This window comes from Arcticibacter tournemirensis (genome assembly GCF_006716645.1).
In the GTDB taxonomy this organism is placed as follows: Bacteria; Bacteroidota; Bacteroidia; order Sphingobacteriales; family Sphingobacteriaceae; genus Arcticibacter; species Arcticibacter tournemirensis.
Genome location: NZ_VFPL01000001.1, coordinates 4,468,597 through 4,489,516, shown reverse-complemented (window position 1 = coordinate 4,489,516; position 20,920 = coordinate 4,468,597). Strand labels below are relative to the sequence as shown.

Sequence of the window (20,920 nt, the reverse complement as noted above, 5' to 3'; positions counted from 1 at the left end):
AATCTGAACGATCGTTCGTGCTTTCATAAATTAAAAAGATGCATGAGTTATCGTTTCAGATTTACTATATTCGTATACTAAACAGCTATAGCATGACCAAGCCTTTTTTGCTCTTATTTTGCCTGATAATCAGCCTGAACCTTTCGGCACAGAAACTTAACTTGGAAACCGGGAATACTTTTGCATTTATTCGTCATTCAGCAATGAAGACTCCGTATAAATCGGATTCTGAATTTACCTATAATTTTAAGGTTTTAGGAAAAGATAACGAAGGTAAGTACCGGCTTGAATGTGTTTTACAAAGGATTTGGCAAAAAGAGCCTTCGTATGGCCGCGTGGGAGAATTTACAGTTTTCAATAGCGATAGCATCCGTAAGACAACATTGCAATCGAGTGGACTGCTGATACCGTTCTCTATTTTGGGAAAGCCTTTTGAAGTAGTACTGGACTCTCTGGGCCGGGTAGATACGGTGAAGGGACTGGAACAACTGGTGAATAATTCGCTCGATATCTGGCAGGCAAAGGACGAGCTTAGAGCGCAGTGCATACAGAATTTAAAAGCTACTCCTCGTGTTGAAATAGAAGGCTTATTCCGTCCTTTATCTGAAAAGAAGATTACCTATCCCGGGTCGTGGACCAGTGATAACAAACAAACCAGATACGATGTTGCCGGTAAAAAAGGCGCCTTGCTGATGATCAGGCAGAGCTCCTCTAAAGAGGATACTACTTATTCTGTTCAAAAGGGGGATATCATGTTAAACAGCAATACAGGACTGAAAGAATCATCTCAAATCTATTATTCCTTGTCCCCTAAAGTGAAAAATGGTCCTTCTGAAGAGATAGAAACTTCTGAGACAATAAAGCTGGTAAGGCCGGTTCGTATTAAAGCAGTGGATACCGCCTGGATCAATATGGCGGTTAGGATTAGCTGGATGAGTACGTGGTTGAAGAGTGGGGATGAAGATGATTCGCTGAAAGTGTTTAATGCATTTAAGAAATATGATCCGATTTTTCGGGGAGATGCTTATTATGTATCTACTAAACTCAGCCTGATGCAGCATTTTCGCAGTGACAGGGCGTATCGAAACTATTCTAAAGAACTGGCAAAAACTCCAAATCACCTCCTTGAATCGCAATACAGCCACCTTTTTAACAAGCTTCAAAAGGTGGCGGATAAAAGTGCTGATTCAGCCTATGCTATAGCACAATATATGTCTAAGACTCCCTCGTTCTCTGACTGGGTACACAATTCCTTTGCGCAGGACTTTCTCCGTGACCGGTACCAGAAGCCGTCGGAAGAAGAAATGAGGAACTTTGCTGAACATGTTAAAAAATTAGGGTGGACGGATGAGGAAATAGCACAGGAGCAGAAAGATAGGATGAACAGCTCTGAGAACAGCTATATGCTGCTGGACAAGCTCAATAATTCAAACAATCTGACAATGCAGAAAACGGCGCATCCGTTGTATCTATGGGTTACCTCAAAGGATAATTCGAAAGATAAATCAGTTCTTATGAAGGCTGCGACGGAGTTCGGTAAAATGAGTCCCGCTGACTTGCAGACTGGAAATGGAGGGCGATATGCTTTATTAATCTATGACCTGCTGCAGAGGGCTGGAGAAAACAAGACGGCAGCACGATTGCTGGATGGTACAATAAATCAGCTTGATGGACTGGTTAAGGATTCGCTGAATACGGAGAGGTATGCTCAGCAGAATATCCTTGCTTTTGCGTATTATCTTAAGTATAAGGAAACAGCCGCCACTGATTCAGCAAAGGCTGTTCGATACTTATCGAGAGCTGCAGAACTTTCTCCTAAAAGCGAGAAGGAGTCGGCGCACGCGAGTTTTTACGACAGAGTATTTCTACACTCAAAGGATAGCTACCGGGGTGAGTACCTTGCCGAATTATTTAAGAAGAGGGACAGGAGCAGTGTATTGCCTTTTATTATTGAACACATTAACGCTAACCCAAATCAGCTCGGCGAGATGAAAAAGACGTATGAAGGACATTTCCAGGGTGAGAGCTTCAATCGTTTCTTTGCTGAAAAGATTATTACATCATGGGCTTTAGCCCCTGATTTCGTATTGAAAGGCATCGATGGCAAAGAGCATGGACTTAAGGACTATAAAGGCAAATGGCTTATGCTCGATTTTTGGGGAACCTGGTGCGGTCCCTGCTGTCAGGAAATGCCGTCAATAAACTCTTTTGCAAAAGAAGTGGAGGAGGGGAAGCATAAGAATGTTTCTTTCTTGAGTATTGCCTGCCACGATACAGAAGAAAAAGTGAAGTCTTTCTTTACAAAGAATAACTACGCCATGCCGGCCGTAATGTCAGATAACGTTATTGAGAAGAATTATAATGTCCGGAGCTATCCCAGTAAGGTAATTATTTCGCCTGAAGGTCGGATGCTTACGGTGAACTTTGGAACGGACTGGAAAGATGTGGTCATGCAGTTTAGTAAGATTCAGGAATAATGAGGGCGTGAGGCTCCTGAAGGCGTTTACAGAACTATTCGAAAAGGCAGATTAGAGACCGTTAAATCGTTTTACAAGCAACTTATGATTTTGCATATAAAAGCAATTTATCTAAGTTTGAGGTTTAAATATAGAAGTTAATCCCTCAATTCATGCCTCTTTACATGCCGAGCAACTGGACGGATGAGAAGTTGTTGGAACTTACCAGGGAAGACAATCGGGCTGCATTTACAGAGCTTTACGAACGTTACTGGAAGAAATTATTCGTTATAGCGGCAAACAAGTTAAAAGATATAGCTGTTGCGGAGGAGTTGACGCAGGACATACTGGCAGATGTATGGCAACGCAGAGATACTATCCGGATCACAACTACCTTTAGTGCTTATCTTGCTGTCGCCATGAAATATAAGGTGATCGATTACCTTGCCCGACAGAGTCACCGGAACCGTTATGAGGAATATATGCTGACCAACGGCACTAAATATGATGATTCAACCGAAAACTGGCTGAGTTTTGAGGAATTGCGGGGAAGGCTGGAGAAGCTTGTAAATGCTCTTCCTGAAAAGTGCAGGTTGATCTACCAGCTAAGCCGTGAGCAGGGATACAGCAACAAGCGAATTGCAGCAGAACAGAGCATTTCTGAGAAAACAGTGGAAGCCCATCTTACACGCGCCTTGAAAATCCTCAGGAGCAAGTTAAGCTCATTTCTTTTCTCTCTTTTTTTTTAAAAAGCATATAGGGTTCCGCCTTTCTCAGCCGATATACTATTTAAAGAGCCCTACTAAATCTCATGGACAACGAACAAGTTGACAAGCGTTATCTGGATCTAGCAGAGAAATGGATGACAGGTAAAATCACTCCTGAAGAGGAGGCTGAGTTTGCCGCATGGTACAATGCCGGTCAGGATAAACCCGTTACCGTCAGTAGTGAATTTGCCAGTGACGAAAGGTCGCAAAAAGAAAGGATGCTTGCAACCGTTGACTGGACCGGTTCAGAAAAAAGAGGGTTGATCGTAAGGTTGAAATCATGGCCCTTCCGGAGGGTCGCAGCCTCTGTTGCTCTTATTTTGTCCCTTTGTATTCTGCTGTTGATCCTCCGGAAAGATCCGGGAACTGTTCAGACAGCTGATAATGATATTGCACCGGGAGAAAATAAAGCTGTTCTTACGCTATCCAATGGAAAAAAGATCCTGCTGGATGATTCGGCCGATGGGGAAATTGCTAAACAGTCGGGCATAAAAATCACGAAAAAGACTAACGGTGAACTGGTTTATACCGTGGTGGATCCCGCTAGCCGGGGAATCACTGCAGGGCAAACTAATGTCATAGAAACACCTAAGGGAGGTCAATATCAGATAAATCTTCCTGATAATACAAAGATCTGGCTTAATGCCGGATCATCATTAAGGTATCCGGTTGCTTTTACTGGAAAGGAAAGAAAAGTTGTGTTAACCGGGGAAGCTTATTTTGAAGTTGCACCCGATAAAACAAAGCCTTTTATCGTTGAATCCGATCAAATCGAGATTAAGGTGCTGGGAACTCATTTCAACGTGATGGCTTATGACGATGAGGAAACAATGAATACTACCTTACTGGAAGGATCGGTGCTTATCAGAAACCGCTATGGAAAACAGCTTTTGATGCCGGGGCAACAGGCCAGTATAGATAAAAAGAACGATCAAATAATCGTTTCTCAGGCAAATATAAAAGCTAATGTTGCATGGAAAAATGGTTATTTCTATTTCCACGATGAGGATATTAGAAGTGTGATGATGAGAGTAGCCAGATGGTATGATGTGGAGGTGGTTTACCAGGGGGATGTAAAATCGCCGCCTTTCGGCGGTACGTTTTCGCGGTATAAAAAGCTCTCGCAGTTGCTGGCATACTTACATGAAGCGGGGGATCTGAAATTTAAACAGGAAGGAAGGAGGGTAACTGTTATGAACTAATTTCGACTAACCCGATAAAAAACCTAATAAACCGGAAGCGTTGGAGCGCTCCCGGCTTAATCATCAATGATGAATAAGGTAAATTAATAACTGAAATCACCAATTAATTAAATTTAACCTATTGTTCAAATGTATAAAATATTTGCTGCAATTTCTTGCAGAAGGGACTATTATGGTCTTTTATCCAGGTACTTATTGCCGATGAAACTTTCCCTGATAATAATTTTAGCCGCTTTTTTGCAAACCTATGGGAAGGGGTACGCCCAGCGCGTCAATATTAAAGTGGAGAATGCTCAGTTACTGACGGTTTTCGATCAGTTACGTGAGCAAACCGGATTTGATTTTATTTATAATTTTGATCTGGTCAGGAAGGCAAAGCCTGTCAGCCTGGACTTTCATAACGCACCCCTTGGAGAAGTGCTGGATCAGTGCTTATCTCGCGAGGCATTGACCTACCGGATAGAGAACGCAACGGTCATTATTAAGAAGGCGGAAAAAAAAGACGTGCCTTCCCTTCGGATCGCCTTCCCTCCGGTAAACATTTCCGGGAAAATAACGGACGAGAAGGGGGCGCCTTTACCTGGAGTTACTATCCGCGTGAAAAGCGGAGCCACAACTGCCGTGTCGGACGTTGAGGGTAATTACAAAATCACGGTTCCTGAAAATAATGCGGTTCTCGTATTCAGTTTTATAGGGTTTGCTTCGCAGGAGGTATCTGTGGCCGGGAAGCAAATTATTAACTTATCGCTAAGGCCCCAAACAAGTGGGCTGGAAGAAGTGGTAGTAGTCGGCTATGGTACTTTGAGAGAAAAGGAAATCAGCAGCGCCATTACACATATCTCCGGCGACGAACTGTTAACGACAGGCGGCAATCAGCCCTTAATGTCACTTCAGGGAAAGGTTGCTGGTCTGACTATTACAAATACCGCAACCGCTAATCCGAACTCTACGGCAGCTATTCAACTAAGAGGGGTATCCTCAAGATTGAATGATGGACTTGGTCCCTTATATGTGATTGATGGTGTTCCGAACGGGAATGTCGATAACATTAACCAGAACGATATTGCTTCGATCGACGTGCTCAAAGGAGGAGCCGCTTCCGCTATTTATGGAACGCAGGGAAGTAATGGCGTGATTCTGATAACCACGAAGAAAGGATCTGCTGAGCCCCAAACCACTTACAGCGATTACTTTGCCTTCGATATTCCCAATAATCAGCTTCGTCCGCTCTCTGCTGAAGAATTTCTGGCACATGGGAGGGGAGCTGACAAGGGGGCCAGAACAGACTGGATGTCGGCAATGAGCCGGGATTACGCTTTTTCTCACCGGCATTATCTGTCTGTTTCTGGCGGAAATTCAAAAACGAATTACTATGTGTCAGGTGATTATAGAAATGCAAACGGTATAGATTACAGATCGACCAAGGAGGACTATGGCGTTAGGGCCAATATAACCCATACTCCGGCAAGTAATTTATATACGATCAACTTCAGAATTGCTCCGCGGTATCTTAAATCAAATAATTCTGAAGAGGGCTGGGCCCAGGGACTCACGCTTAATCCTACTCAGCCGATTATGGACCCTGATAATCCCAATAGGTATTATTACGTAACCGAGGGTTTGATCGACATGTATAATCCCGTTGAAGCTGCGAGGACTGTTCTTTCCGGGCAGACCGGTAAGTACCTGGACTGGAGCGGCTCGTTCAAGTTGAATATACTCAATAATTGGGATACACAGGTGATGTTAAGCGAGAATAATACAAATTTTTTTGGTTTTGGCTTTACTCCCTCTACGAATACGGGCGCTATTCAGAACAATGACAGCCGCAATTCTGCTTCCAGGAATTATGATGTAAAAGACTGGAAAAGTTTCGAATGGACAACCAATTATTCTTTTAACTATAAAAAGCACTTTGCTAAATTTTTGGGTGGCTATTCCTATTTCTATTACAATAGCCAGGGTTTATCAGGTGGCAACTCGGAATTCCCTACCGATGTTTTTACCTATAACAATCTGGGTACCGGTCTTTATAACCGGGAACTGGGCCGGGATGATGTTCACAGTTATCAGAACGACTCAAGGTTGATTGCGTTTTTCGGACGGCTAAATTATAACTTCAACGACGAGGTCTTTTTTGCCGCCAGTCTGCGCCACGAAGGTTCGTCGAAATTCGGACTGAATCATAAATGGGGCAATTTTCCGGCTCTGTCGTTAGCCTGGGATTTGAGCCGGCGCCCTTTTGTTGAACAATTTGACTGGATTGATAATCTGAAATTGAGAGGGGATTACGGAGTAACAGGGAACCAGAATTTCGGCAATTATCTTTCCCTCGATACTTATGCCGCATATGGCTATTATAAGTATAACGGGAACTATTACCAGGTTTACGGACCCAGTCAGAACACCAATTACGAACTCCATTGGGAAAAAGCGATCAACTATAATATCGGTCTTGACTTTTCCATCCTGAAAAGGACGGTCAGCGGAAGTATTAATTACTATATAAGAAAGAACCAGGATCTGCTTGGGAATTATGATGTCCCTGTGCCGCCAAACGTTCAGGGAACTATCTATGCTAATGTGGGCTCTATGAGAAACACCGGCCTGGAGCTGCAGTTAACAGGGGCCATCATAAGGAGAGATAAACTGAAGTACGAGATTTCCTTTGCTGGTGCGACTTTACAGAACAAGTTCCTTTCCTTCTCTAACCAGATCTATCACGGACAAAAGTTTGCAGATGGAGCCGGCTTACCGTCTCCTGGTAGTCCTGGCGAAATTCAGCGTTTAGAGGAGGGAAGAAGGATTGGCAGCTTTTACATGTTGAAGTCGGCCGGCAATGATTCCTTTGGCAGGTTACTGGTGTACAACAAGGATGGTGAAATTATTTCAGGCAATCTCGGGACTGACAACGATAAGCAGTTTGTTGGTAATGGGCTGCCTAAATTCAGTGGTAGTCTCGGCAATACGCTTACATATAAGAACTGGGACCTTTCTGTATATCTGAGAGGGATGCTTGGTTATAAGATCTTTAACACGACGGCTTATTATATCGGAACTCCGGCAACCAGCTCAGGAAATGTATTGGAATCAGCGTATGACGGAGGAAAATATTCCAAACTGACCAGTAATTCTACGCTCAATACTCCTTCAGACTATTTCCTTGAACCCGGTGGTTTTATAAAGCTTGACAACGTTACTTTAGGTTACACCTACCACAGTCGGATGAAGTATCTCAAATCAGCGAGGCTGTATTTCACGGGAAGGAATATCGCAACCTTCACGAAGTATACAGGCGGAGACCCGGAAACGGTGTCTGTAAACGGCTTATGGCCAGGTGTTAACACTTACAGAGGCTTTTATCCTACCACTATGCAACTGCTTGCAGGAGTACAGGTTAGTTTTTAACTAAACATTTAAGAAGATGAAATTCAAGACATATTGTGCATTGACATTAATGGCGGGCCTGGCAATTGTGCTGACGCTAAATAGCTGCACCAAGCTGGACGAGAAGCCATACGACATCATTATATCATCAAATTTTTTACAGACGCGCGAGGATGTTATAAGAGACTTTCTGCGGTCATTTGAACATGGATACTGGAGCATAGGAAGCACTTTTGTTGCTCAGGAGAATTCGGCCGATCAACTGATTACTCCCAACAGGGAGGGGGACTGGTATGACGGCGGTATCTACCAGCGCGCTCATTATCATACCTGGATTCCTACAGACTCATATACTTCGGATATGTGGAATGCTCTTTATCAGGGAATAGATCTTGCTACCAATTCACTTGAGGACATTCAGGCAATTGATCCTGCAAAATTTAATATGACGGAAGCTGAAAAGGCTGATTTTCTTGCTGAGCTCCGCGTGCACCGGGCCTGGTTTTATTTAAGGCTTCTTGATTTATACAGAAACATTGAAATTATTACCAAAGTTAAAGGGGAGAATACCGGCACAACACAGTCTACGCCGGAAGAAAGCTTTAGTTTTATTGAAAAGGAGCTGAAGGAGTCGATAGATGGATTGCCAACAAAAGAAAGCCTTGGAGAGAACGCTGTAGGACGCTGGACAAAGGGTGCTGCCATGTCATTGTTAGCGCGTCTTTATCTGAATGCGAAAGTATATATAGGACAGGACAAATTTTCTGAATGCGCCGCTGTTTGCCAGGATATTATCGACGGAAAGTATGGTAATTATGCTATTGAAGACCGGTGGGATGCTCCCTTTGATTATAATAATGCCAACTCATCTGAAACTGTTTTTGCATTCCCTTCTTCACAGGGTTATACGCACTGGCACTATACGGACGATATGTACTGGCGGTTTTATGAGGCCAATACTTTCAAATATTTCGATTTTACTGAATTCGGGGCGAATAACCCTAAGTGGTCGCTGGCACCGGGCAGGAACGTGGATGGGAACGAGCTCCCCCAGGCCCTTGGTAAGCCGTTCTTGAAATTTTCAAAATACCCGGATGATGTAAGGCTGAAGAAATACAAAAATCTCGGAAATTCACAACGGGAAGGGATGTTCCTTTTCGGCTACCTTCCTTACACCGAAGACGGGGTGGTGAAAAATGTACAGACTACAAAGGGGTATACACTTTATATGAGGGATGCTGTTGGTATGTTTACGAATTTGCCGCCCGACGAAGTACCAGCGGATAAGGAATCGAATATGGATCATGCCGATCATAATTCCGGTTTCAGACTGGTTAAATATCCCATATATCCATCTGATGACAAAAATGCGATCATGTCAGCATATGCTGAGATACGGTTGGCTGAGATCTATTATTCTCTTGCCGAATGTAAATACAGGGCCGGTGATAAGCCGGGCGCGGCTGCTTTGCTGAACAGCGTGAGAAAACGTTATTATCCTTCAGGATCTGCCAGTCTTTACAAGACGGACGGAAGCGATCTGAACGACCAGGAAGTGATTGATGAATGGGGCCGCGAATTTATCGGGGAAGGCAGGAGAAGGACAGATCTCATCCGCTGGGGCGTTTTTAATGCAGGGAACTGGTGGGACAAACAACCCGATGCCGGTAACTATACCCTTATTTTCCCTATAGGGAGGAGGGTGCTCAATATTAATCCTCAGCTAAATCAGAATCCGGGTTACTAAGATGTCTGATAAAAGATAGACAGATATAGGTCTGATGAAGCGTTCCGCTCTTCTCAGTATCAGCGAACGCTTCACTAATAACTATTCAAGTAAAATAAGTGATTATTATTCTAAGAATACCGAAATGAATATAAATATAAAAAAGTTACTTTATGGTATGATACCGGCCGTTTTGATATTGATGATGGCCAGCACCGGCTGTAGCAAGAAGTTAGAGGCTGGAGATCCGCTACCCCTGATCTACAAGAACGTCTATCTCGTTGGAGATGCCACACCAGCAGGATGGAACATAGACAGTGCTAAAGCAATGACAAGAAGCACCGAAAATACCGACATTTTTACCTGGACGGGTCCATTGAAGGCGGGAGAAATTAAATTTCCCACATTGCGAAACTGGAGTTCAGACTCTTTTATGTCTTTAGTCGCCGGTCAGCCAATTACCGACAGTAAAGCACAGCTTGCTCCGAACGCCCGTCCTGATATCCACTGGAAGCTCACCGCTTCGGAGGCTGGAAATTACAAGATTACCCTGGATATACGGATTCCGACAGTTTCGTTTGAAAAGGTGCAGAATTAGACCATAGAGCCAAAATAGTGTGTAGTAGGCAGTGGCAGAGCTGTTATAGTTTACTAGGATACATTACGGGCACATTTACCTTGTCTTACCGGATTTCTACTGCATACAAGTGGAAATCCGGTAATTGTAAAAGATGTTATTTTTTACCTCTCAAAATGTACCTCCGGAAGTACGATTTTGATCTCCTGTTCCGTCTCCTCTTTAGTCCAGTAAAGAATGTAATTTATTCTGGCAGAGGTCATGGTAAAGCCTTTGGCCTGCATGTCGGTAATTGTTTGCTGGAATTTTTTTGAGAACACTAATACCGGAATCCCGTCAGATGTTTTGCATGTATCATTTCCGGTGAGAAGCAAATCTCCGGAGGTCAGACGTGATAAAGATTGCTGTCGTGATATAAAATAGTCGAGCCACACATCTTTGTAAGTAAGCTGGAGTAATATCTGATTAGGCGGGGGATAAGTAGTATCATCCTTTATCCTTATAATATTTTCGCCTTTGATATTTTGAAGAAATCTGTCGGTGGTATGAATGGAAAGGTGTTTTTTAGCCCTTGTCATTCCCACATACAGGAGCCTTTTGGTGTCTTCATCATACGTATGGCAATTGCCGGGGAGTACAAAAACCTGATCAAACTCTTTGCCCTTTGCCTGGTGAATGGTGGAGAGCAGAATAGAATCTTCTGTGACAGAGGTAAAGTCTTCTGGCTTAGATTCAATGATGAAAGTTTCAAGATCGCTGCGGTATTTTGCCCTGGTGTTAGCTTCTTCAAAGTCCTTTAGGAGACGAAGGCACATCTCCAGCCTGGAGCTTTTGCTGAACCTGCCTGTCAGCTCTGCGATTGCTTGTTTCCAGTGTTCGTTCTGAATGATAAAAACATCATCGTAGTGATCCAGCAGTTTAAGGAAAAAACGGATTTCAACGAGATTTCGCAGGTTTATTCCCTCTTCAGCCTGGACGAGTTTTATCTGGCGGTTGTGTTTCAGTAGCAATCCGGCAACGAGCAGGGCGTCTTCATTTGTCCGTGTGAGGACACAGGTGCTGCCGGCCAGGTCGGTATTCAGTACATCATTTACAAGCGGAGTAATGAGGCTGCCTCCGTTATAGCTGATCAGGCGGACGGTTCCGTTTGAAGCCCGTCTGGCCACAATTGGACTTGCCTTTAGCCTGTGCGATATGTTCTCCGCAAATTTATTAGTGAACTGAACAAGATTATTTTCACTCCGGTAGTTTTCAATAAGTTCATATTTTGTTGCTCCTTTTTCGGAAATCAGCTTTTCCATATATTCAGAACTGGCACCGCGGAATGTATAAATGTTCTGGTCGTCGTCGCCTACGGCAATCACCCTCATATCTTCGTTTTGCTGTATAAGGGCTTCAACAAGGGCATATTCATCAGCATCCATATCCTGAGCTTCATCAATAACGAGAACAGTTTTAGTAATGCGGCTCGTTTCAACATCCCCATTTTGTATTTTGAGAACGGCTTCTTTGATGACATCCTTCGACTTTTCGAGATTGCCGACTCTCCCGGTCAGGTCGAAGCAATAGGAATGAAATGTTTTAATTTCGATAAAGTTGGCTGCGTTTCCGATAATGCCGATAAGCCGTTTCTTGAATTCGGTCACAGCTGCTCTTGAAAAAGCGATCATCAGCAGATGTTCCAGCTTGATGTCTTCCATCATTGCCAGGGATGCGAGCTTATGAACGAGTACCCTGGTCTTTCCGCTGCCGGGCCCTGCGGCTACGACAATGTATTTAGAAGTGTTGTCATTAATTATCCCGAGTTGCGCCGGTGAAAGGTCGCCCACAATCTGCCTGAATTTAGCCGGTGTGAGTGTCCTTTTTATCTCGGTCTGCCTGTCACCTTTAAAATATTTATTAAGAAAGGACGAATAGTTCAGTTGGAAGTAATCGTCGACGAACTCCAGCGCGCTCTTATAGTCATTGATCATTTTTTGAGCATATTCCCCCACGATGTGGATCTGCTGAACTTTATTCTCGTAGAACTGGCTTAGCTTCTGATAGTCGGACAGGGTGTATTTTGCCCTGTTATTTTTCTCAAGCCTGTCGATCGTCAGTTTATTATAGATAACCAGGAAACCTCCTTCCAGCTTCAGCGCGCCGATCCTTGAAAGATAAAATAAAGCATCTTCAATATCTTCTGAAGTAGCCCTGTTTTGAAAAAGAGCAGTCTGGCTGTTGTATTCGGTTATGAGTTCAAGCTCGGAGAACTCAACCAGTATTTCTTCCTCTCCCGGATCGGTTTCCGGACTGTCGGCCATCGCCTTGCTGTAAAGAAATCCAATAATAAAACCTGCAAGGTCACGGCGCCTTCCAAACTTTTCTTTTGCCTGTTCTTCGCTGATCAGCCAGTTTATTTTTAAGTGGTTCTTCGAGAAGCCGCCTCTTCTTTTGGATATCCATTTCTTTATCGACCAGAAGTTGAGGATGGTCTGTATCGTGTTGGGGGTCACATTTTCTATTGCCTTTTCTTCAGCCTGTTCATTCAGCTCCTTAAATGAGTAAATCTGATCATCACCATGGATGGCAGACAACAGAAAGTTTTCGACCCGGAAGAAGGTCTCTGTGACGCTTAAGGAGCGGTTCCTGCTTTCTCCTTTTCTGATAAAGGCGGTCAGGTCTTTTGAATCCGCAAGGATGTTCTCCTCCCTGAGCAGGTTAATCACCTCTATCACCTTCTCCCGGGTGATTCCCAGATGATCGGAAATGTAATCAATCCGCGATTCTGCCGTTTCGCCGGTTGCGTGTTTCCTGCTTTTAGCCGAGAACAATTTCCTGATGATCCTTACGGCACTTGCCCGCTGTTCTTCGTTGAACCTCGGTGAGGTATGTATCTTGTCGATCGCATCCTGTGCGTTACGGGGAACAATACTTGTTGCAAACACCCGGGGCATATTTTGTTTGCGCTGTATATAGCCAGCGTCTTCAAGTGCGGCAATAGCTGTAGTTACCCTTGTCTCTATTTCAGCGATCGTATCATCCCAGCCAGCCTTACGGGCTATTTCAAGAGCTGAATTTGATACAGCCGACCTGAATTTTGTCAGATCTTTTATCGCTTTCCAAACCTGCTGTATTTCTTTAATCCCCAGTTTGGTTTGGTTGTGCAGGATGAAATGTTTGGAGAGGTCGTCATCATTATATAATACATAGCATTCCGCAGTGATATTTTCATCCCTGCCCGCTCTTCCGGCTTCCTGAACATAATTTTCAAGAGAGTCAGAAATATCATAGTGGATGACCATTCCGACATCTTTTTTATCTACACCCATTCCGAAGGCCGAAGTGGCTACCATAATGCGGGCAGATCCTGAAAGGAAATCATTCTGGTAACGGATTTTCATTGATGACTCCATCTTTCCGTGGTAGGGAAGAGCTGTGAATCCGTCTTTGGTTAACTGATTGGCAAGGTCGCCCGCTCTCTTTGTCCTTGAGACATATACAATGGTAGGACAATCCTTTTCTGCGATGAGTCCCCTCAATGTATTGTATTTCTCAGTGTCGTCCTGCCGGTTAAGTACACGATAGTGGAGATTGGTTCTTGAGGTCCCGGTCCTGAACACCTCCAGATCGAGAGACAACTTCTCCTTGAAGTAGAGAAGGATGTCTTCTATCACTTTCCGCTTAGCCGTTGCGGTAAAGCAGGAAACGGGAATAGGTTCTTCGCTGTTTTTCTTCTCCTGAAGTGAACGGATGAAATCGCCGATATACAGGTAGTCTACTCTGAAATCCTGTCCCCATGACGAGAAACAATGGGCTTCATCTATTACAAAGCGGGCTATCTTTCTGCCAAGTAACAGTCGTTCGATGCTCACCGAACGTAAGGATTCAGGGGAAATATAGAGGATTGATGCTGATCCGTCTTCCACTCGTTCAAAAGATTTAGCACGCTCAATCGGGTCAAGTAATCCGTTAATGGTAACCGCAACCGTGCTCCCTGCTTTTTCCAGGTTATCTACCTGGTCTTTCATCAGCGACTGTAAGGGCGAGATCACCATGGTAAGAGCTCGTGAGTTTTCGCCGGCCATAAGAGCAGGCACCTGGAAGGTGATGGACTTGCCTCCGCCGGTAGGGAATACAGCCAATAATGACTTATTGTTAACGGCGGTCTTTACTGCCATCTCCTGGAGGGGCTGCCCTCCATAGCTGCGGTAGGCAGTGAACCCGAAATGTCTTTTCAGTCCTTCGTAAATGTCCAAAGCTTTATTACAGTAATTGCATCCTTCGGGGCAGGGAGTTTCGCGAAGAACCTTTATAATCCATTCTGCTTTGGGGTATTGCCTGACAACCCATGGAGGCAGCAGCTTATTGGGTTTTTTGCTGTTAATGAGTGCAAGGCAATAAGCCAGCTCTACCGGCCATTGGTTCACGATCTGCTCCAGATCTGCGTGGCTGCAGATTTCAGACTGAAACGTCGTCCGGATAAGCGTTGCGGCATCCTGGGGGCTTGTATAATGTCCGGTGTAATCAAAAAATCCGCTGAATTCAGGACGATGGTTCAGCAATAGCCAGAAGATCTGCTTCTGTTCATGCCTTAGATGGTTAAAGGTTGACACTTCATCAAAAAAGAGATCTCTAGCTTTTATAGCATCGTTAAGAGGATTGTTCAACTCCTCGGTTTGAAGTTTGTCGTCTTTCAGCAATGCATGGCATGGGTGAGTAGGAAACATCAGCGGGGAAAGAAGCAGAGTGTCAATAACAGTATAGCTGTTCTCTCCGGCTTCCTTAAGATACCCGTTAAGGTATTTCAGGTCGTGATTGATAATGTTATGTCCGCAGATGAATTTCGCGCCGTTAATAAACCTGATAAAGGAGCTGACGGAAGCTGAATGAAAACGATGGTCATTCCCGCGAATACCACCGATATCCAGTATTTTTTTATTGCGGGGTTCGATTTCAGTATCAAAAAAGACAATTGACTCCATTCTCGGGTAATATAGGGTTATATAGGTGGTAGTAAAGATACAAGAAGAGCTGTATATTTTGTATATGAAGAGGGTAAACGAAACAATTACTAACGTGAGTGGCCATGTTTTTTTTCTAAAGGTTATCTTGCAAATTCCAACCTTCCGGTTTACATTTATCCTGCCCCTTGGCCAGTGAACCATTTTTACTCCATCTTGATGAGAATTTTATCTTTTGACATTGAAGACCGGATGAAAGGTCTGGGATATTACCAGATAGCTGGTGGTTTGTTCGGACTGTATGTTACCGGCAGAATGTTTGTGCAGGAACCCGTACTGGGTGGTTTGCAATTTTTGTTTTATTCGATAGCAGGAGGATTATTTGCTTTCTCCATTTACTGTGGTAACAGATTGCGTAAATCAGAGGTAGAAGGGCTACAAGCTTCGATCTGGAACCAAATATTTCAGGTATTTCAAATTAATGTTGCAGCTTTTGGGTTTTCCTACTATTCTGGCTTTAGAATTGCGTTTGGGATACAAATCGGGGATAAGATTATACCTGACGCAGCGTTTTCATTATCCGGTTTTGGATTAAAGTATACTCCCGATAACACGTCAGAACTCTCGTTATTGATCAATTTTGTTCCCTTCCTGATTATTTATTGGCTGGATAAACTGAAGAATGACATTGAAACCAGGAAGGCTTTAATTAGCACAGAAGAACAAATACTGTCTTAGTGGCGATTAACAGTCAGGTGCATCAGGTATCGATCCATTAAATCGAAGATTATACGAGCAGAAATAAAGCTGCCAGATAGTCTTCCCGGAATTTAAGCTATTATTGCATTGAGTTCGACCGTACTTCGAGGTTATAAAAATGTTTGTTTTAATAAAAATGTTATACCCGTTATGCCATACCTTTCAGAAATAAAACATCCTGCTTCTCTCTCTGATGTGTATCCGTTTAATATTCCTGCTTTGAGAAACGGATTGCGTTTATCATTATACAGCAACGTGACCTTTTTTGTCGGAGAGAACGGATCTGGAAAATCGACTGTTCTGGAGGGGATTGCAGAAAAGTGTGGTTTTGGCTTGAGGGGAGGGAACAGAAATCACAACTTCAATACGGGCTACGGGTTTCAGGGATATGAATCACCGCTGGCGCAGTCTCTTGAACTGGTGTGGAGGCCCAGAAGAATTAACAATGGCTTCTTTATGCGGGCGGAGAGCTTTTTTAATTTTGCTTCATATATTGATGAAATTGCCAGGGAAGCTCCCCCTGGTGATCGTCAAAAACTTCTTGATGCTTATGGCGGTAAATACCTGCATGAGCAATCGCATGGTGAATCTTTCCTCGCTTTATTTGATAATCACTTCGATTCAGGTATTTATATACTGGATGAGCCTGAAGCAGCCTTATCTCCGGCGCGGATACTCGCTTTATGTCGGTAATTAACCAGCTGGAAAGGAGCGGCAGGGCACAGTTTTTAATAGCAACGCATTCTCCCATCCTGATATGTTACCCCGGAGCTTCCATCTTCCAGTTTGACGAAACGGGTGTTTCTGAGACAACTTATGACCAGACGGAGCATTACCGGCTCACTAAATCTTTCCTGGATAATCCCGATGTGTTTTTAAGACATCTCATGGAGGATTGAAGTATTTTATATTCATAATGCTCAATAAAGAAAACCAAATAGCCACAAAGGAATTTTTATGTCAGAACCAATTTCAATATCGTCGGAAACTATACGATAATCCTGCATGTGTTTAACTTGTTTTGTGTTTTTTCCCTTGCCTCCAATCTCGAATACCAGATCATCTACTTTAAAATCTCCTTCTGACGGATAGGTTATTTTTTCTGTTGTCTGAACTTGATTTAAAAAGAAGCATTCTCTTATATTTCCGACATTACTATCGTTGCTAGCTAAAGCATAGTGAATGTTTGGATGATAGAGATATATTTTTTCTGGCTTTTGCAAAAGTCCGATACCGTGAATAGAGCTGTAAACACTTCGTATTACCCGCATATCTTCGAGATAACGGAGAAAGTTGAGCAGTGAATTTCTGCTGATTCCTATACGTTCACTCAGCTTTGATATATTGGGTTTAAATGGGACTGACTCTGCCAAAATATACAGTAGTAATCTCATTTTTTCAATACTTGCATTGCTAATCTCGTACATTGCCGGTAAATCGGTACTGAGGGCAAGAGAAATAGTCTCGGCGAGCTTTTGGGGATATAGATTTATGTTTTCTGCGAAGTAAGGATAATAACCGTAGCGAAGGTAATTCTGAAAATGCTCAAGCGGTCGTAATTTCTTTACTATAGAGCGGGCAATGCTTGTATGATTGCTGAGCAGCTCCTTAAGTTCAACAGCTTCTAAGTTTGCATCGGTCGTGTAGTTAATAAACTCACGAAAAGAAAGACCGGATAATTCATACATTACGGCCCTTCTGCTCAAATCACCCCTTGCTTTATCGATATGTAATATAGATGATCCTGTAAATATGACTTTTAAATCCGGATGATCGTCATAAATATTTTTTATTTCCTGCGACCAGTTTGGATACCGGTGAACCTCGTCAAGAAGAAGGTATTCTCCGCCTTGCTTAACAAATGTATCCGCAAAATCTATAAGTTTATTCTCTGTAAAATATAAGTCGTCGAGACTGACGTACAAAGTTTTATTGTCCTGAGGTAAATACAGGCGTATATATTGTAGCAGAAACGTTGTCTTTCCGGCGCCGCGTGCACCTTTTATCCCTATTATACGGTTACTCCAATCGATTTTTTTCATTAAATATCGCGTAAAACGGAGGGGGATATTATCTATTTTCTTATAATACTTTTCTTTAAGTTTTTCCATTCTTGTTCTGTTTGCACAACAAAATTAATGTAATAATGTTAAATGTAAACAACAAAATTCGAAGAACTCATATAACTATGGTATATCAGCAGATGGTATACGCTAAGATAATATCATACAATATATAGAGAACTTTTTATATAAAAGAGCTGTCTTCTCCGAGTAATTTTGTTTGCTAGCCATAGATACGAAAGAAGAATGCGCAAACTAACTACTCTTTCCTTGCTTTTCCTTTTTATTTCTGTATGTTCCTTTGGGCAAGGGCTGATGGTGGAGAACCTGCGCTGTGAATTTAAAAAAGATCCTGTTGGGGTTGATATAAAGACGCCGCGGCTGAGCTGGCAAATCAGTTCTGAGCGACGGAACGTGTTGCAAACTGCGTATCAGGTATTAGTTGCTGACAACGCGAAAGCGCTTTCTGCTAACCTCGGAAATGTCTGGGATTCAAAGAAGCTTGTTTCAGGGGCTTCGATTCAGGTAAAGTATGAGGGTAAAGCCTTGCTTCCTGCGAAAAGTTATTTCTGGAAAGTGCGGGTTTGGGATGATAAAGGCCGTGTATCAGCCTGGAGCAAGGTGGCTTCATGGCAAACTGGTTTGTTTGCTGCCGGCGACTGGAAGGGTGCAAGATGGATTGCCTATGAGAAATTACCTGATTCTGAAAAGATTGTGCCTGCTATACATGGTAAGGGGGGCAAAAATCTTAGTCCTTCTAATAATGTCTTGCCTCTGTTTCGTAAGGATTTTACCGTAAAGGCCGGGGTGAAACGGGCAACGGTGTTTATTTCGGGACTGGGTCACTTTGAAATGAGCCTGAACGGACGGAAAACCGGCGATCATTTCCTTGATCCGGGATGGACTAAATATGATAAGGAAGCTATATATGTCACCTTCGATGTGACCGGTCAGCTGAAGGAGGGAAAGAATGCGATAGGAGTGATGCTGGGGAATGGTTTTTACTATACTCCGCGGGATAAACGCTACCGCAAGCTCACCAGCGCCTTTGGTTATCCTAAAATGATCTGTCGCGTTCTGCTGGAATATCAGAATGGTACAACAGAAAATATCCTGAGTGACGCCACCTGGAAAACATCGCCGGGCCCTGTTACCTATAGCAGTATTTATGGCGGGGAGGATTACGATGCGCGGAAGGAACAAACTGGCTGGAATACAGCAGTGTTTAATGATAAGGCGTGGAAGCCGGTCATTCTTACAGACGGACCTCCTGTGCTGAAATCGCAGATGGCCGATCCCCTGAAGACTTTTGAGCGTTTCGTTCCTGTGGATACGATGAAGATCGGCGGGACAAGTTACGTGTTCGACCTTGGTCAGAATGCTTCGGGTATCCCGGAAATTGCAGTACAGGGAAAGAAGGGCGACACGGTAAGAATAACGCCTGCCGAATTACTCAATGACGACAATACGGCTAATCAGAAAGCAACGGGTAAACCGGTGTATTACGACTATATTTTGAAGGGAGAGGGTGTAGAAACCTGGACCCCCCGCTTTACTTATTACGGATACAGGTACCTCCAGATTGACGGAGCGGTGCCCCAAGGGATGGAAAATGTTACTGACAAGCCGGTACTGAAAGCGGTAAGGGGGCTGCACACAAGGAATGCAGCGGAAAGGGCCGGCGAGTTTACTTCTTCGAATGATCTTTTTAACCGCGCCAGTAAGCTGATCGACTGGGCTATCCGCAGTAATTTGGTCAGCGTTTTTACTGATTGCCCGCACCGCGAACGCCTTGGATGGCAGGAACAGGTGCATCTTGTGGGTAACTCTATTCGCTACAATTATCATATTGCCAATCTCTGCAGGAAGGTTTTAAGCGATCTGAGAACAGCGCAGACGCCTGAAGGGTTAATTCCTGGCACGGTGCCTGAATATACGGTAATGGATTTTTCGGGTGGTGTTTTTCGTGATTCGCCTGAATGGGGAAGTAATGCCATTATTCTTCCCTGGTATCTCTATGAGTGGTATGGCGACAGAGAGGCGCTTGAAAGCTCTTATCAGATGATGCAGCGATACCTCGAATATCTCAGCAGCAAAGCTTCAGGATATATTATTTCCTACGGCTTAAGCGACTGGTATGATATCGGTCCGCAGCGTTCAGGGTTTTCGCAGATGACTCCGATGGGGTTAACTGCAACTGCCTACTATTATTATGATCTTGTCATTCTTCAAAAGGCTGCCCTTCTTCTCGGAAAGAAAGCCGATGCCGCAAAGTATGCAGCACTGGCGTCAGAAGTGAAACTTGCCTTCAATAAGAAATTCTACGACAAGGAAAAGAAACAGTACGGCAGCGGAAGTCAGACATCCAATGCCATGGCAGTGTACATGAACCTTGTTGATCCGGAGGATAAGGACGCGGTAGTTGATAATATTGTGAAGGATATCCGTGACAGGAATAACAGCCTCACGGCGGGCGACATCGGTTTCCGTTATCTGATCCAGGTGCTGGCAGACGCCGGAAGATCGGACGTGATCTATGATATGAACAGCAATACGGAGGTGCCGGGATACGGTTATCAGCTGGCTAAGGGCGCTACAGCGCTCACCGAGTCGTGGGTGGCTTCCCCGGCGGTTTCCAACAATCATTTTATGCTGGGGCATATTCTTGAATGGTTTTACAGCGACCTTGCAGGTATCAGGCCGGCAGAGAATTCGGTAGCGTTCAACCGGATCGTAATTCATCCTGAACTCGTGGGGGATATTACTTCGGGAGGTGCAGATCATTATTCCCCCTACGGACTGATCTCCAGTCGCTGGACGAAAACGGCAAATGAATTTGAGCTAACCATAAAAATTCCGGTGAACACAAAGGCTGAAGTCTGGCTGCCTGCAGAGCAGGCATCAATGATTATGGAGGGAGGCAGACCGCTTACCACCAGCAGCGAAATATTATTGAAGGCCGTTGTTAAAGGAAAGACTGTTTTAGAAGTTGGCTCGGGAGTGTATCGGTTTACAGTAAAAATCAGTTAGTTTTTTTATT

12 protein-coding genes are annotated in these 20,920 nt (G+C 43.8%); 10 read left to right on the top strand and 2 right to left on the bottom strand.

Features of this window, described 5'->3' with window-relative positions:
- Positions 1-92: 92 nt before the first annotated feature.
- The 6 genes from BDE36_RS18705 (at position 93) to BDE36_RS18680 (ending at position 10,136) form a co-directional block, all read left to right on the top strand.
- Positions 93-2,477 carry a TlpA family protein disulfide reductase gene (locus tag BDE36_RS18705; protein ID WP_161987703.1) on the top strand — a complete coding sequence of 795 codons (2,385 nt, stop codon included), beginning with the start codon at positions 93-95 and terminating at the stop codon, positions 2,475-2,477.
- A 152-nt stretch (positions 2,478-2,629) separates the two neighbouring features.
- The gene (locus BDE36_RS18700; protein ID WP_141816087.1) at positions 2,630-3,205 is read left to right on the top strand and encodes an RNA polymerase sigma-70 factor; all 576 of its coding nucleotides are present in this window, start codon (positions 2,630-2,632) and stop codon (positions 3,203-3,205) included.
- 62 nt (positions 3,206-3,267) lie between these two features.
- Positions 3,268-4,425 carry a FecR family protein gene (locus BDE36_RS18695; protein WP_141816086.1) on the top strand — a complete coding sequence of 386 codons (1,158 nt, stop codon included), beginning with the start codon at positions 3,268-3,270 and terminating at the stop codon, positions 4,423-4,425.
- Positions 4,426-4,554: 129 nt separating this feature from the next.
- The gene (locus BDE36_RS18690; protein WP_235904190.1) at positions 4,555-7,833 is read left to right on the top strand and encodes a SusC/RagA family TonB-linked outer membrane protein; all 3,279 of its coding nucleotides are present in this window, start codon (positions 4,555-4,557) and stop codon (positions 7,831-7,833) included.
- A gap of 16 nt (positions 7,834-7,849) precedes the next feature.
- A complete protein-coding gene (locus BDE36_RS18685; RefSeq protein WP_141816085.1) occupies positions 7,850-9,559 on the top strand; it encodes a RagB/SusD family nutrient uptake outer membrane protein in 1,710 nt (569 codons plus the stop codon).
- Positions 9,560-9,593: 34 nt separating this feature from the next.
- On the top strand, positions 9,594-10,136 hold the full coding sequence (locus BDE36_RS18680; RefSeq protein WP_141816084.1) for a SusF/SusE family carbohydrate-binding protein: 543 nt from the start codon (positions 9,594-9,596) through the stop codon (positions 10,134-10,136).
- Between the two features lie 143 nt (positions 10,137-10,279).
- Here the strand turns inward: BDE36_RS18680 and BDE36_RS18675 are convergent, their stop codons facing one another.
- Positions 10,280-15,079, bottom strand: a complete 4,800-nt coding sequence (locus BDE36_RS18675) for a RecQ family ATP-dependent DNA helicase (RefSeq protein ID WP_141816083.1) — start codon at positions 15,077-15,079, stop codon at positions 10,280-10,282.
- Positions 15,080-15,277: 198 nt separating this feature from the next.
- On the opposite strand from BDE36_RS18675, the gene BDE36_RS18670 reads away from it, so the two are divergent.
- The 3 genes from BDE36_RS18670 to BDE36_RS24210 all read left to right on the top strand — a co-directional run bounded on the left by BDE36_RS18670 (position 15,278) and on the right by BDE36_RS24210 (position 16,716).
- Complete coding sequence (locus BDE36_RS18670) at positions 15,278-15,796, top strand: hypothetical protein (RefSeq protein ID WP_141816082.1); 519 nt, start codon at positions 15,278-15,280, stop codon at positions 15,794-15,796.
- Between the two features lie 171 nt (positions 15,797-15,967).
- Positions 15,968-16,510, top strand: coding sequence for an AAA family ATPase (locus BDE36_RS18665; protein WP_235904188.1), 543 nt, complete (start codon positions 15,968-15,970; stop codon positions 16,508-16,510).
- Positions 16,501-16,716, top strand: a complete 216-nt coding sequence (locus BDE36_RS24210) for a hypothetical protein (RefSeq protein ID WP_235904186.1) — start codon at positions 16,501-16,503, stop codon at positions 16,714-16,716. Before BDE36_RS18665 ends, BDE36_RS24210 begins: the two co-directional genes overlap by 10 nt.
- A gap of 21 nt (positions 16,717-16,737) precedes the next feature.
- On the opposite strand, the gene BDE36_RS18660 is transcribed toward BDE36_RS24210, so the two are convergent.
- The gene (locus BDE36_RS18660; RefSeq protein WP_141816081.1) at positions 16,738-17,928 is read right to left on the bottom strand and encodes an ATP-binding protein; all 1,191 of its coding nucleotides are present in this window, start codon (positions 17,926-17,928) and stop codon (positions 16,738-16,740) included.
- Positions 17,929-18,126: 198 nt separating this feature from the next.
- Between BDE36_RS18660 and BDE36_RS18655 the strand changes: the two genes are divergently transcribed.
- Positions 18,127-20,910 carry a family 78 glycoside hydrolase catalytic domain gene (locus BDE36_RS18655; RefSeq protein ID WP_141816080.1) on the top strand — a complete coding sequence of 928 codons (2,784 nt, stop codon included), beginning with the start codon at positions 18,127-18,129 and terminating at the stop codon, positions 20,908-20,910.
- Positions 20,911-20,920: the final 10 nt, after the last annotated feature.